Consider the following 14,254-nt stretch of genomic DNA (forward strand, 5'->3'; position numbering starts at 1 on the left):
GGCCCGGCCGCACTCCGCGATCACCTCTTAGCGTTGGCTCCGGCCACGAGGTCACTCTTTGGAGTGATCGCAGGGCATGCGGGTGACCTTCCCCGTGATCCTGAACTCTGCTAAGAACTACGGGAGTCCACGAGGAAGGCGTGGGGATGAATGTGCTGGCGCACGCCGGTGTGCGGGCCGCGTTCGCGGAACTGTCACGCTTGCGGACGGCCTTCTACGAATGCCTGTCCGCGCGGGCGGACGCGTTCTTCGAGCTGTGCGACGCGCTGTTGTGCGCGGACGGTCCCGTGCGGACGGCGGTGGAGTTATTAGTGACGGCCGAGCACCGCCGAGGCTACGGCTCGCTGTACGGCGCATTGAACCATGGCCGCCTGGACGTGGACCGGCTGCGGGACCGTCCGGTGTCGCTGACACTGCCGCGTTTCGACGGGCGGCCCGTGCTCAGCGTCGACGTATCTCCGTGGTTACGCTCGGACGCCGCGTGCTCGCCGGAGCGGTTCTTCTGCCACGTACACGGCCGCGCGAAGGCAGCCGCACAGATCAAACCGGGCTGGCCGTACTCATTCACGGCCGCGCTCACCCCAGACCGCACTTCGTGGACCGCGGTGCTGGACGCGGTCCGCCTCGGGCCCGCCGATGACGCCGAGCCCGTCACCGTCGGCCAGCTCCGGCAGGTTGCCGAGCGCCTCATCGCGGCCGGTCAGTGGCGGCCCGGCGACCGGGACATACTCATCGTGATGGACACCGGCTACGGCGTGAAGCGCTTGGCCTGGCTGTTGCGGGACCTGCCGGTCGAGCTGGTTGGCCGTCTGCGCTCGGACCGGGCCCTGCGGCTTCCGGCGCCCTCGCTCAAGGAGTACGCCCTGGCCTATCCCCGGGGTGGACGCCCGCCGAAGCACGGCAAGGAGTTCAGCCCTGCCAGGCCGCAGGCCTGGACGGAGCCGTAGGTGGTGACGGTGAACGACACGCCCCGCTACGGCAACGCCGACGCACGCGCCGGGGACCGGCTCCCCCGAACTCCAGCAGCGTTCAGCGTGGATCGACCACGACGGTGAACTCCCCATCATCGAGGGCACATCGAGCGGATCGTCATCGGCGACGTCGGCGGCGGGGAACAGGAGGAGCGGGACCTCAAGCTCGAGTCGTGATCGGGAACCAGCGCAGCAGGGCCGCCACACTCTCCCCCGAACGGCGCGAGCAGCTGACGGCACGGCATGAGCTGGACATAGCCGAAGGAGCCGGAGAAGGGCCGCCAGTGGCGGCTCAGGTACATCTGGCACTGCCTCATGGACAACTGACGCAGTCCAGGCCGGAGTGCCAGGTGACCAGGAGGCCAACGGCTCGTTGAACCGAACGCTGTCACAGGCGACGCGGGCCGGGCGGAATGTCTCCCAGCCCGGCCCGCGCCCAGGGCGAACCCCGCGTTCGACATCTTCTGCCGGCAACGGCCGAGGCGCGGTGTGAGGTTGAGCCCACCGAAGGCAACTGGCAGGCTCACGTCCCATGATCGACGCCTATGCGAAGAACTACCTGCACGACGACCTGCGTTGGATCCGCGAGGCGATGCTCTCCAAGCTCGACGGGCTCTCCGAATACGATGTTCGCCGCCCGCTGACCCCAACCGGGACCAACCTTCTCGGCCTGATCAAGCACCTGTCGTTCTGGGAGGCCAGGTACTTCGGCGAGGTCTTTGACCGGCCGTTCCCCGAGCCCCTGCCCCGGTGGGACGACGAGGCTGAGCGCGGCGCCGACATGTGGGTGACCGAGCACGAGAGCCGCGCGGAGATCGTCGACCGCTACCGGCGAGTGTGGGATCACGCCGACGCGACGATCGACGCCCTGGCCGTCGACGCCCCCGGCCACGTGCCGTGGTGGCCGCGCCCCGAGGTGAAGCTGTTCAACATCCTGGTCCACATCCTCACCGAGACCAGCCGGCACGCCGGCCACGCCGACATCCTGCGCGAGCAGCTCGACGGCACGGTGGGAGTCGACGCGGCCAGCGCCGCCCAGCAGGAAAAGGACGACACGTTCTGGGACAACCGGCGCACGGAAATCGAGCGGGCCGCCAGGGCCGCCCGGCCAGAAGCCCACTGATCAAGCCGAAGCACGTCAGCGGTGCCCGCAGGCGAGGCCAGGTTCCTGCCACCGTGTGCCGCCGCAGTGGCCCTGCTTGGCCGGGCGTGCTCATCGCTCGCCGCCGTCCTCACTCGCTTCAAGGACCGACCAGGTGAGGCGACGAGCTGCCCCGGCTGATTTCAAGGCTCTGCCGCAGTTCCGTGAAGGCCATCAACTTGGCCATGGCAGGACTGTGAGCTCCGGCCACTCGCTCTTCCAACGGACCGCCTTGGTCTCATAGACCGCCCGCGGGGCAAGAACCGGGTTGGGTCGAACGACCAGGTTGAACACGTCGGAGAGCCCGTGAGGCGCATAGACGCGCCACCCTCCTTCGGGTTCCAGCCGGACGCCCAGACAGCACGTCGTCGCAGCGAAGCAGTCGATCGCGGACTCGGTGGACACGTGCGGCGGACAGGGCACCCCGAACTTCTGCTCGTACCAAAGATGCACACGGGCCTCGTTGCGGATCTCCACCTCGACCGGCAGGCCGGCGAACACCGCCTGGCCCGCCTTGATCACGGCGTCCTCCCCTTCCCAGGACAGGTCGGCGTCGTCGAAGTAGAAGACGTCGTAGTCCTTGATGCCGTTGGCCGGGGGCCTACCGGTGGCCACGTTCCACACCGTCTGGAAAAGGCAGCCCGCCGTCACGTACCAGCCCGGCAACTCCAGAGTTGCCGCCCGGGCCATCACGTCAGTCAAGATCTCGTTCCGCGAGAGCACGGACCGCAACCCGTCGAGCTGCTCGCTGAGAGAAAGTCGGCCAAGCATGCACCCTGCCTACCACGATTGGCCTCCTTCACTGCAAGGGGCAGCGTTTGTTCATTGGCTCCGGCGGCGCTTGGTGATCGTCGGGTGTCCGGACGTTCACGGGAAATGACGGCAGCCGTGTTCCGCGCCGTCGGCTCCCCGCCTGTTACGTGCCCCGGGCCGCTCACGATCAGGGACGCATCATGAGTGCTGTCGTCGGATTCCGAGGTGGCAGCATGCGGTGTCATGACAGACGACAGCACCAGCAGGTTTCAGGCGGGCCGGACAGGACTCGTCGTCAGGATCCCGGACGCTGAGCCGGCCGTCCGCGCATGGCGTGAACGGTTCGATCCGTCAGCGAAGGCAGGAGTACCAGCACATGTCACGGTGCTTTTCCCGTTCCTCGACGAGAACCGAATAGATGCGCGTGTCTACTCCGGTCTCGCTGCTGTGCTCAGCAGTCATCATGCCTTTGACCTGCGCTTTGAGAGCTGCGGGCGGTTTCCGGGAGTGCTGTATCTCGCTCCCGAGCCAGACGGACAGTTGCGGCGGCTCACTGAGGTGATCGCTGACCGGTGGCCCGAAGCCCCTCCCTATGGGGGCCAGTTCACCGAGATCGTGCCCCACCTGACCGTCGCTGACGGTCAGGACGATGCAGTTCTGGACGAGATCGAGGCCGACCTGCTCAGCAAACTCTCCTTCACGTCCCGGGTCTCTTCAGTTGACCTCATGGTCCATGACGGAGCGAAGTGGCAGGAGCGGGCGTCGTTCGCGCTCCTTGAATGAACGGGCCGTGAACTTGGCTGGCCTGCCCCAACGGGCAGCGCAGCGGACCAGCATGACGACATCAGTCAGCCGACATCGACCTGCTCGGCGCGGGCCCGTGTGCCGGCCAGCCGGCAGGAGTCGGTGCCGGTCTCGATGACGAGGCACGTACTGGTGGCGGCCTGGCGGCGGGCCTGCTCACGCACCCGCGGTTGCAGCGGGCGCGTGCGGCCTCGGCCAGGCGCTGGGAGAGGTCGGCGCGGGACCGGCGGACCTGGTCCTTCACGTAGCGCTCCACGGTGCGCTGGGAGATACCGGGCAACTCGACCGCCGTCGGCGGTCCTGGACCTGGCCGTCGCAGGCCGTCGCCACCGCGCTGCTCCTTGCCGGGGCCGCCAGGCTGCGGCTCATTGCGGCGGGGTCACTGCAGGACGCCGACCGCGCGCGAGATGATCAGGGCCAAGGTCAGCAGCGAGATCGTGGACTGGGTGGACATCAGCAGTTTCGCCCAGCGGGACAGCGGCATGGTGTCGGTGGGGCTGAAGGCCGTGGCGTTGGTGAGGGCGACGTACAGGTAGTCCATGTACTGCGGCTCCCAGTCCTCGGGCGCGATGCCCTCCTGCTGCATCTGCGGGAAGAGGAAGTCCGGGTGCTCGTGCGTGCCCAGGGCGCGGGCCACCGGGCCGCCGCGGTCCCACTCCCAGTACCAGAGGCTGAAGGCGATGACGTTGGTCAGCCAGATGCCGCCGCCGGTCGTCAGCAGGGCCGCAGCGTTGGAGCCCTCGGTGCCGTGCAGCAGGTCCCGTACCAGGATGACGGCCGACCAGCCGTTGGCGAGGCTGACCGCGGCGGCCAGCAGTAGGCCGAGGGCACGGGGCACACGGGAGCGGTACTCGATCCGGCGGTGCGGATGGGCCACCCACAGCGCCGCCATCATGACCAGCTCCAGAACGGGCAGCAGCCAGTGCGGGCGGATGCTGAGCCGGTCCGGCAGCGCCCACTGCACCCAGACCGCGACCAGCAGCGCCGCCATCACGGCCCAGCGCTGCTCGCCCCTGGTGCGCCGCTGCCACGCGGGGCGTTCGGATCCGGTTTCCCGATCGGCAGGAACGAGCAGGCCCTCTATCCGTTCCAGGCGGATATGCAGGAGTTCGGTCCAGTGCTCGGGGCCAGGGCGTTGGGTGTCATGCGTGCTCATGACCCCATTCTCGACAGATGCTTGCCGCATTACGCAAGCATGCAACTGTTTCGACCGCCCCGGAACCGGGCGTCGCCGCCGCTGCAGCGCCGGGCTGGCCGGGAAGGTGCAGGAGGGGCGTGAGCCGCCGCCCTGGACCTTGGTCACGGTGACCCCGGTCCCGGACGCGATGACGGTGCTGTCGTACGCGCCGATGTTCGCGTACTGGCCGGCGCCGGAGTTGCGGTCGAGGCTGACGTTCTGCAGGCGGATCGACCTCGCCCGCTCCGCCGGCACCGACTTCGAGCAGCTGGTGCTCACGATCCGGCTCGCCCTCGCCGCCCGCGTCGGGCGCCCGCTGCCCGCCTTCGACCCGGCCCTGCGCCGTCTCAGGCCGGAAAGCTTTGGATCCGGGGCACTGGCTGTTTCTGGGGGAGCAGGGTCTGGAACTCGCGAGCGACAGCATGATCCAATGGTGGATGGCATCGTTCTGGACCGGTAAGCGGGTACGTCTGCGTGGTATCGAGCCCGACGACTGGACGGCTTTCATGCGCTTCGCCGCGGACGAGGAGGGGCTGGGAGACCTGCTGCAGCCGCCTCGTTCCGCCGAGGGCTACCGCGCCTGGGCGAGGGAGCAAGCCGCTGCCACGTCCGATGGCGACTGCTTCCAGTTGGCGATCGAGGCCCTCGAGACGGGCGCGATAGTCGGTGCGGTCGGCTCGCATGTTGCCGACAGTCGTGCCGGCTGGTTCGAGTACGGAGTGACGATCGGTACTGACCACCGGCGCAAGGGCTACGCGGTTGAAGCCGTCATGCTGCTGCTGCGCTTCATGTTCGCCGAGCGGCGCTATCACCGGTGCCAGGCGCGGGTCTTCGCCCACAACGAAGCTTCGCTGACCCTCCACCAGCGGCTCGGATTCACCGAGGAAGGCCGCCTGCGTGATCACGTGTTCGCCGCCGGCCGGCATCATGATCTCGTCATGATGGGCATGCTCGCTGACGAGTTCGCCCAACTGCACTCGATCAGCGAACTGTGAATTGATCGGCTAGGAGCCCGGCATCGAACGCGGCCCGGCGTTTTTCGCAGTCCAGTGGGCACGTTGGCGGCCATCGCCTGATCCTTTGCTTCGTCACGGAGGCAGAGGAGCAGCGCGAAGGCCGTGGCCGTGGGTCTCGGGCATCGCGGTGTCCTGCTGGATGCCTGGGATGCTCCTGCTGTCAGTGCGGTCGGCATGGTTCTGGTCATGTTCGTCGGACTTCATGACATCGGCTGGGCGTCGATGGAGCACGCGTACGGCTCGGCGGAGGAGGTGCCGGCGCTGCTGCTGTGGGCGCTGGGTTCCCCGGACGCGAAGGAACGCCGCAAGGCCTTTGACCGATTCTACGGCGCGGTCCACCACCAGGGCAGCGTGCACCCGTCCACGGCAGCCGCCCTGCCCTTCCTGTTCGAGCTGGCCCCTGACGGTGCCACGTCCGACCGGGCAGCCGTCGTCGCGTTGGTGGTCAGCATCGGCCGGGAGTCCCTCGATCGGGGCTTCGAGGACGACGGGACCGAGATCGAGTACTACCCGCCGATGGACTGCACCCAGGCCGTCGCCTTCCTGCGCGAGCGGTGTGAGGAGTTCGCCGAACTCGCCCGCGACCCTGATCCGGACGTGCGCCTGACCGCGATCCCCGGGCTCGGGCTCTTCCTCTACGACGCCGGCCGGGCCGCCGCGGTGCTGCGCGAGAGGCTGGCCACCGAGCGGGGCATCGCGGCGCGGCTGCTGATCGTGGAGGCGGCGGCCACCCTGGCACTGCGCATGCCGACGGCCTCGCACCAGGTGATGCACTGGCTCGCCGGGCTTGCCGCCGACCCGGTCCAGGGCCCGGAGACCAGGCTCGCGGCCTTGGTCCAGCGGGCCCGCTGCGCCCCGGACGAGATCGGCGAGGACGTTATACAGGCCGCCGTCGGCCTGCTGCGCGAGAGCACGGCGAGGCAGAGGCCAAAGCGGTCAGGGGACGGCCCTGAAGGGGATGGGACGCCCGGTGAACCCATCGGTCAACGTCCTGTCACCAAGTGGAGCGTCCAGGCGGACGCTGATCTTCTCACCAGCGTTGTGGCGACAGGTGACCTCGTCGCCACGTCCTCCCCACAGAGGCCACGTACGTTTCAACAACAATGACACGGTATGAGTGGATTCGCGGGCTCCGATACGAGGGCGGTTCTCGTACGAACCCCAGCTCTCGACCACCCTGATCGTAGGACCGCTATCTCCCACGACGACGCTTTGCGAGTGAACCTGAAAAGGGGAGCTCAGCCGGCGTGGAGAATCCGAAAGCGATCGGGCTTCGCCGGGTCCCGGTCAACGACTTGGACTGGTGTCCAGGCCCATTGCCAAACGCTGATGCCCGGCGCGCGGGAGAACCGGATCGGCCCGCGGGTGCCCTCGACCGCCATACGCGGCCAGGCCTCGGCGATGGCAGCCCGGTCCGTGCCGTGGGCACGCAGCACCTCGGCGAGGACGGCGACGGTGTCCCAGCCCTCGAAGGCGACGAAGGAGGGTGCTTCGCCCAGCCGCTCGCGGAGCTCCTTGCCGACGCGTTCGCCGATCGGGCCGAGGCGCTCAGGAAGGTAACGCAGGAACGGGATCCCGGCGCCGTCCTCGCCCAGCACGGCGGCCCATTGGGCGAACTCCGGTTGGCCGGCCGGAGCGCCGATCAGGATCTTCGCGAGCCTCCTATCGCCGCGGACGGCCCTGACGATCGGCACTGCCGGCTCCGGATGGCCGACCAGGAGGAGGAGGGCCGTTGTGCCATGGTCGACGAGCGCGTCGCACAGTGCTTCGGGGGTGAGCGCGTTCGTGTCGAGTTCGACGACGGTGCCGCCTCGGGCAGCGAGGTGGTCCCGCAGGACCCGGGTCCCCCGCTCCCAGTAGACGCTCGGCTGGGTCGCCACGGCGATCCGACGCCTGCCCGCGTCAAGGAGGAAGTCCGCGTAGATCCGCCAGCCGTGGGACTGAGCCGGGGCCAGGCGCGCGACCCACTGCGTCGACTCCTCGGTGAGTGCGTCGAGCACCGCGGACGAGCAGAGGAACGGCACGCCGAGGGCGTCGGCCCGGGCGGCCACGGCTCGGGCGACGACGCTGTGGTACTCGCCCGCCACGGCGGCCACGTCCAAGCCGGCCAGTTCGTCCACGGCCGCCGCGGCCCGCTCCGGATCGGCCGCGGTGTCCCGGACCACCAGCTCCAGCGGTCTGCCGTCGATCCCGCCAGCGTAGTTGACCTCGCGAACGGCCTGGTCGAGTCCTGCGAGCAGGTGCCGGCCCGCCTCGACCCATCCGGGTGGCGTCAGCGGAACGAGAGCGCCCAGGCGGACAGGCGACACGTCTGCGTGCTCCGCTCCGGACGGCGATGGCGGCGTGTTCATCGGGTGGCGTCTCCCCTGGGAGGATGCGGTCGCAGTCTGCCCGGATCGTGCGCCGGCCGCTGACAGTCCGCGTTCATCGCGTCTCGCTGCGGCAGGCACGCCCGGATGATCACGTCGGCCATTGGATCCACCACCATCGCCAATACTCAACCGATTATCTGTTCGCTGAACCACCAAGCTTCATCGCCATCGGCACCAATGCGAGCGGTCCTTGCGGGCGCGGGAGTCGTCAGCCGACTTGGTGAACGCGTCCTGGAAGTCGCGCAGCCGCTCCACCGCGAGGCGCACGAGCTCCACAGCCTCTTGGCTCGCCGCCCGTCAGTACCTCATTCTGAAGCCGTCATGCCAAATCGGCCTCCACCGGACATCCTCGGTACGCGCTGTGGACTTTCGGGCACCCGCGCCCTTGCCACCGACGTGTCCGAACGGCAGGGTGAAGCCGTGATCATTTCCTTCTTACGCGACGACATGCAGGGTGCAGTATCGGTGACGCTGGAACGTGTCAATGATCCTGCTGCAGTTGGCAAGCACCCCTCAGCTGCCGGTTTCCCGTGCTGCACCGCCGTGGTGGACTATCCGGGCAAGGGTTATCGGGCCCTGTTCGGCTGGGTCCAGCTGGTGCGGTCGACGGACAACTCTTCCGCAGGGGCCGTGTTCGACATGGACCCGTTCTACCTTTTCGAGGACGCGCCGTCGCCCTACGCGTTCTTCGGCATCAATCCCACCCTTTTTGACGCACCGTCACGGGCTGAGCGGGCCGCCCTGGACTGGACGGCGCACAGCTATCTGGCATGGACACCGATGGATGACACCGAACGGCGCGTCGTCCCGCTGGCCGGCTTCTCTTGGGGATTCGACATCGACTCGGCCAGTCGCATCACGCTGCAAGAGGTATCAGGCACTGACAGCTGTGGACTGGGACGCGCACCTGCCGTACCTCGGCTCTTCCTACCCCGGTTGGGCATTCGACAAGTGGCAGTCCAAGTAACGACTGTTGACGGTCTGCGCGTTCGATGGAGGCGGGGCCGCTTCGGCCGTCGGGGCCGTACGCCCTTCCCTACCGGGCGAGGCACCCGGATAGCGCGAAGTGACAGTCTTCCAGGGCGAGTTGGCCGCACGTCGCAACGCGCGGGACCACGAACACCTCATGCCCCACGCCGAAGTCGACATCCAGTGGGCCTTCGTCACCCTCGTGTTCCCCCCGGCCTGTCCCGCCCGCACCGCCGCCTCAAGGCGGACCCCGTCAGCATCGCGGCAGCCGCCTGAAGAACAACTTCAGAAACTGGCTTGAGCGCCACCGCGGAAGCCGCCGTTACGCCCTTCTGCAGAGGAAGGAGCGGCCGCGCGCGCAGGGCCGTGGACTCAGCTCACGGACTGTTCTCCCAAGCCCGCCATCGCCATTCCACGGCTCTGCACCACACACGCTGAGCTGGGATTTTGCACTGTCTGGCCGTACCGTCTCCTCATCGCGAGAGGGGGGCCGGATGGAGCGCAACATCCGCACCGTCGAGGACGTGCTGAAACTCCTTGACGACCTGTTCACACCCGAGGCCGACCGCTGGACGAGCGACGCAGCAGCCTGGTGGGACGCCTTCTATGCCGACCGCTCCAAACCTGTGCCGTTCTTCGCGGCCAAGCCAGACGAGGATCTCGCCTCCTACCTCGACCGCCGGCTCATCACCCCGGGCCGGGCCCTCGATCTGGGCTGCGGCCCCGGACGCAACGCCCTCTATCTGGACTCCCTCGGCTTCCAGGTGGATGCCGTCGACCTCTCCCCCGCAGCCGTCGCCTGGGCCGAGGAACGCGCCCGTGACACCGGAGCGCACATCCGGTTCCACAAGGGAGACGCCTTCGCCCTCACCGGCACCGAGCTGAGCGGACGCTACGACCTGATCTACGACTCGGGCTGCTTCCACCACCTGCCGCCCCACCGCCGCATCACCTACCTCGCCCTGCTCGACCAACTCCTCGCACCCGGCGGCCACTTCGCACTCACCTGCTTCACCGACGGAGAGAACGGAGGATCAGACCTCCCCGACGCGGCCCTCTACCGCGACGCCCGCCTCCACGGCGGACTCGCCTACACCCCAGAGTCCCTGCGCTGGATCTTCTCCGACCTCACAGAGGTCGAACTTCGGCTCATGCACGACGAACCGCCCCAGTCCGCGTACTTCGGCGAACCCTTCCTCTGGACGGCGCTGTACCGACGCGATGCCCAGCCGAGCACAGGCTCTGCGAGCGTGCCGACCTAGAAGTGCCCTGAAGATCTTGAAATCGCGCCCGGATTGCGTCACTTTAGGACGATTGACATTCAACGGCAATCTGGTGCGAGTCGGGCGGTCAGAGCAAGATCTTCATCAGCCTTCTAGGTCGCGTCTTCAAATGATCTTGAGTAGTGGATCATGGTTGGGTGATACGTCTCCATGAACTGTCCGATACTGAATGGGAGTTCGTCCGGCCGCTGCTGCCCAAGTCCTTGCGGGGCGGAAGCGGTTGGACGACCGCACCGTGCTCAACGGGATCGTGTGGAAGTTTCGGACTGGCACCGCTTGGCGGGATATGCCCGAGCGGTACGGTCAGTGGCACACGCTGCACACCCGCTTTCGCCGCTGGGCCCTGGACGGCACCTTCGAGCGAATGCTCCGTGCCGCCCAGGCGCGGGCGGATGCGGCAGGGGACATCGACTGGCTGGTGTCGGTCGACTCCACGGTCGTGCGGGGCCCACCAGCACGCCGCCGGAGCCCGAAAAGGGGGCTCCGCAGCCCCGGCCTCGGACGCTCCCGGGGTGGCCTGACGAGCAAGATTCACCTGGCCTGCGACGGTTTTGGCCGCCCGCTCGCCTTCACGATCACGGGTGGGAACATGAACGACTGCACCCAGTTCACCGCCGTGATGGAGGCGATCCGGGTGCCCCGCATCGGCCCGGGACGGCCTCGCGTGCGGCCCGCCCACGTACTGGGCGACAAGGGCTACAGCTCCAGGGCCATCCGGACTTGGCTGCGACGCCGGGGCATCAGTCACACCATCCCCGAGCGGGCCGACCAGGTCCGCAACCGGCTCCGGCGCGGCCGCCGGGGCGGGCGCCCGCCGGTCTTCGACAAGCAGCTCTACAAGCGTCGCAATGTGGTGGAACGGTGCTTCAACCGCCTGAAGCAGTGGCGCGGTGTCGCGACCCGCTACGACAAGACCGCCGAGTCCTACCAAGCAGCCGTCACCCTCGCATCGCTGCTGATGTGGGCGTGACATTTGAAGACAACTCGTAGGCGCGTTGGGGATCCGCCGGCGACAGGATGGTGTGCCGCCGGCTGCTCACTGAGCGGCAGCTCTCCGAACGTGGTACTTCCAGTGTGAAAGGGAGCGCACGACGGTCTCGGCGCCGGCGGGATTGGCGCTGTGCACGTAGACAGTACCGATGTGGAACGGTCTTCCGTGGAAGGCGGCCTCCTCTAGGAGGGTCACCACCGGCTGATGCTGTCATCGCCGCCCAGGTCGTGGTCGAGCCAGAACTCATCGATGAAGACGTCCCGGTGTTCGTGAAGGAGCTGGACTCCATCGCGAGTTGTGCGCGCGAGCCGTGCCGCTCGGGGCAGGGCCCTGAGGTCGAGGTCGTCGACGGCGAGGATGACCGGTGCAGGTCCAGGAATGAGCTGCTGCACCCGGACATCATGCCCGATGAACGGCGCCCAGCAGGCCATGAGCAGGTGCCCCTCTGCACCCAGCACGATTCACGAAGCGACGCCCGCCGATGTGTCGACTCTTGTTCACCCAGAGCCACGTTCAAACTGGCCATTTCAGAGTGAGGCCCATGCTGCCCGGCCGGCCGGTCTGGGACGGCTTTTTCTGCGGGGGCGCGATCCCTCGGCTCGTTACCCCCTGCCGCAGATCGAGCAGGCCAGGCAGGATGATCACCATGATCCACGACCCGGATGACGCAGCCTCGTTCCATGACCTGTTGGCAGCACAGTCCCGCCTGACCGACTTGGTTCTGTCGCCCGATGGAACACGCTTGATCGCGTCGGTGCAGTCGGTCAACGAGGAGGGATCCGGGCACGTCGCGAGGTTCTGGGAGGTCGATCCCCACGGCAAGGGTGACAGCCGCCCCGTGGTGGGCTGCGTGGAGGGTGACTTTGCTCCCGCGTTCGCTGCCGATGGGACGCTGTTGTTCCTCTCCGGCCGCGAGAACGCGGATCCCATCGGTGAAAACCCTGACAGCCACGATGTGTCGCTGTGGGCGTTGTCCGAGCGCGGTGAGGCCAGGCAGATCGTCCGCCATCCTGGGGGAATATCCGCCTTCACCTCCGCGGCGACTGCCGACGTGCTCGCTTACACCGCCGATCTGGTTCCTGGCACGGCGGACATCGAGACATACGCCGCAGCTCGGCGTGAGCACGAGCGCGCCATGGTCACCGCGGCCTTGTACGAGCAGACCGCGGCGTCTGCCTGGAGCGCAGCCCTTGGGCCTGACGAACCACACACATTCGTCCTGCGCTCCGGCGGGCCTGCGGTGATCACCGGGAGCCAGGGCCTGGCAGGTACCGGCGACGCCGCACTCTCTCCGGACGGATCGCTGGTGGCCTACACGCAGGCCGCGACCGGATGGGCCCCGGACACCAATACCGTGGTCGTCACCGACACGGCAACCGGCATGCAACAACGCACCTTCTCGCGCCCCGGCCATCAGTACTACCGCCCGGCGTTCACGGCCGACGGCTCGGCACTGGTCTGCCAGCGCCAGCGGGAGGAGACCTACGAGACCGAATGGCGCGTCACACTCGTCGCATTCGACCTGGTCTCCGGCGAAGAGAGCGACCTGCTGCCGGACTTCGACAACTGGCCTTGGCCCGGGCGTGCGGTCCTCTCACCGGTCCCCGGAGACGCGACGATGTGGTTCACGGGCGACGAGCGGGGGCACTGCCCCGTGTTCCGCCGTGACACGGACGGCACGATCACCCGTCTGACCACCTCCGGCGCCTACACCTCGCTCTGCGTGACACCCGACGGGGCGACCCTCTTCGCGCTGCGCAGCGCGATGGACAGCCCGCCCCGGGTGGTCCGCCTGGATGCCGTCACGCCCGATCAGCACCCCGTCTTCCTCGACGCCCCCGGCGAGCTCCGCTCGCTTCCCGGTGCCCTGACCGAGGTACACGCCCAGGGGGACGACGGCTTCCCGCTGCGCGGCTGGCTGGTCCTGCCGGAAGGCGCCTCGCCCGAGCGCCCGGCACCGTTGCTCGTCGTCCCGCACGGTGGACCGCAGGCGTCCTGGAGCGCCTGGACATGGTCGTGGAACCCGTGGCCGTTCGCTGCCCGCGGCTACGCGGTACTCCTGCCGGACCCGGCCCTGTCCACCGGTTACGGGCAGCGGATGCAAGAACGCGGCCGGGGCGAGTACGGCGGTCAGCCCTACCGTGACGTCATCGCGCTGGCGGACGCGGCACTGGGGCGCGCCGACCTCGACGCGACTCGGACCGCCTTCGCCGGCTGGTCCTACGGCGGCTACCTGGCCAACCGGGCCGCGACCAGCACCGACCGCTTCAAGGCGATCGTCTCGGCCGCCGCGATGTGGAACCTGGAGGCGTTGCAGACCGACACGGACATGCGCGCCTACTTCCGCAAGATCTTCGGCGACCCGCGAACCCAGCGGGAGCGGTACGTGGCGAACTCGCCCCACCTCGACGCAGCGAGGATGAAGACGCCGATGCTGATCGTGCACGGAGGCAGGGACCAGCGCGTACCGATGGGGCAGGCGCTGAGCCTGCACAGCGATCTGGTGCGGCTCGGAGTGCCGGTCAGGTTCCTGCACTTCCCGACCGAGGGCCACACCGTAGAAGTACCGAACCACATTCGGATCATGTACGAGACGGTGCTGAACTTCCTCGACCACCATGTACTCGGACAGGAGTGGCGGCGGCCCGCGATGCTTTGACGGATCCCCCTCGAAATGACCTGTGGGAGCGCGCGTCCGGGTTGCTCCCACCCCTTCCCCCGCGCCGCCATCGGCATCCGGGCCGACACCGGCCGACGACCGAGCCCCGCTGCGGAAT

At 68.1% G+C, this 14,254-nt stretch carries 11 protein-coding genes and 2 pseudogenes; 9 read left to right on the forward strand and 4 right to left on the reverse strand.

Annotated elements, in window-relative coordinates; translation table 11 throughout:
* Positions 1 to 146: 146 nt before the first annotated feature.
* Both BIV23_RS23900 and BIV23_RS23905 read left to right on the forward strand, forming a co-directional pair.
* Positions 147 to 1,077: pseudogene (locus tag BIV23_RS23900) on the forward strand (transposase); the annotation flags it as partial.
* Between the two features lie 426 nt (positions 1,078 to 1,503).
* Positions 1,504 to 2,094 (forward strand): DinB family protein, encoded by a 591-nt coding sequence (locus BIV23_RS23905; protein ID WP_071382995.1) that lies wholly within the window; start codon positions 1,504 to 1,506, stop codon positions 2,092 to 2,094.
* 192 nt (positions 2,095 to 2,286) lie between these two features.
* Here the strand turns inward: BIV23_RS23905 and BIV23_RS23910 are convergent, their stop codons facing one another.
* A complete protein-coding gene (locus tag BIV23_RS23910) occupies positions 2,287 to 2,883 on the reverse strand; it encodes a nucleotidyltransferase family protein (protein ID WP_071382996.1) in 597 nt (198 codons plus the stop codon).
* 225 nt (positions 2,884 to 3,108) lie between these two features.
* Here BIV23_RS23910 and BIV23_RS23915 point away from each other — a divergent pair, with 225 nt between their 5' ends.
* Entirely contained in the window at positions 3,109 to 3,648 is a 540-nt protein-coding gene (locus BIV23_RS23915) for a 2'-5' RNA ligase family protein (RefSeq protein WP_071382997.1), read from the forward strand.
* 400 nt (positions 3,649 to 4,048) lie between these two features.
* Here the strand turns inward: BIV23_RS23915 and BIV23_RS23920 are convergent, their stop codons facing one another.
* Complete coding sequence (locus BIV23_RS23920) at positions 4,049 to 4,825, reverse strand: DUF1345 domain-containing protein (protein ID WP_071382998.1); 777 nt, start codon at positions 4,823 to 4,825, stop codon at positions 4,049 to 4,051.
* A gap of 148 nt (positions 4,826 to 4,973) precedes the next feature.
* Between BIV23_RS23920 and BIV23_RS23925 the strand changes: the two genes are divergently transcribed.
* The 3 genes from BIV23_RS23925 to BIV23_RS23935 all read left to right on the forward strand — a co-directional run bounded on the left by BIV23_RS23925 (position 4,974) and on the right by BIV23_RS23935 (position 6,969).
* A complete protein-coding gene (locus tag BIV23_RS23925; RefSeq protein ID WP_143079100.1) occupies positions 4,974 to 5,306 on the forward strand; it encodes a hypothetical protein in 333 nt (110 codons plus the stop codon).
* On the forward strand, positions 5,284 to 5,841 hold the full coding sequence (locus tag BIV23_RS23930; RefSeq protein ID WP_071383000.1) for a GNAT family N-acetyltransferase: 558 nt from the start codon (positions 5,284 to 5,286) through the stop codon (positions 5,839 to 5,841). The genes BIV23_RS23925 and BIV23_RS23930 overlap by 23 nt, the downstream gene beginning before the upstream one ends.
* Positions 5,842 to 6,048: 207 nt before the next feature.
* On the forward strand, positions 6,049 to 6,969 hold the full coding sequence (locus tag BIV23_RS23935) for a hypothetical protein (protein ID WP_143079101.1): 921 nt from the start codon (positions 6,049 to 6,051) through the stop codon (positions 6,967 to 6,969).
* A 131-nt stretch (positions 6,970 to 7,100) separates the two neighbouring features.
* On the opposite strand, the gene BIV23_RS23940 is transcribed toward BIV23_RS23935, so the two are convergent.
* Positions 7,101 to 8,213 (reverse strand): ABC transporter substrate-binding protein, encoded by a 1,113-nt coding sequence (locus BIV23_RS23940; protein WP_071383002.1) that lies wholly within the window; start codon positions 8,211 to 8,213, stop codon positions 7,101 to 7,103.
* Positions 8,214 to 9,697: 1,484 nt separating this feature from the next.
* On the opposite strand from BIV23_RS23940, the gene BIV23_RS23945 reads away from it, so the two are divergent.
* Positions 9,698 to 10,465, forward strand: a complete 768-nt coding sequence (locus tag BIV23_RS23945) for a class I SAM-dependent methyltransferase (RefSeq protein ID WP_071383003.1) — start codon at positions 9,698 to 9,700, stop codon at positions 10,463 to 10,465.
* Between the two features lie 161 nt (positions 10,466 to 10,626).
* Positions 10,627 to 11,456: pseudogene (locus tag BIV23_RS23950) on the forward strand (IS5 family transposase).
* A gap of 212 nt (positions 11,457 to 11,668) precedes the next feature.
* Here the strand turns inward: BIV23_RS23950 and BIV23_RS52045 are convergent.
* On the reverse strand, positions 11,669 to 11,935 hold the full coding sequence (locus BIV23_RS52045; RefSeq protein ID WP_245790606.1) for a hypothetical protein: 267 nt from the start codon (positions 11,933 to 11,935) through the stop codon (positions 11,669 to 11,671).
* Between the two features lie 284 nt (positions 11,936 to 12,219).
* Here BIV23_RS52045 and BIV23_RS23960 point away from each other — a divergent pair, with 284 nt between their 5' ends.
* Complete coding sequence (locus BIV23_RS23960; RefSeq protein WP_342746375.1) at positions 12,220 to 14,136, forward strand: alpha/beta fold hydrolase; 1,917 nt, start codon at positions 12,220 to 12,222, stop codon at positions 14,134 to 14,136.
* Positions 14,137 to 14,254 lie beyond the last annotated feature (118 nt).

It is taken from the genome of Streptomyces monashensis, assembly GCF_001866665.1.
GTDB lineage: Bacteria > Actinomycetota > Actinomycetes > Streptomycetales > Streptomycetaceae > Streptomyces > Streptomyces monashensis.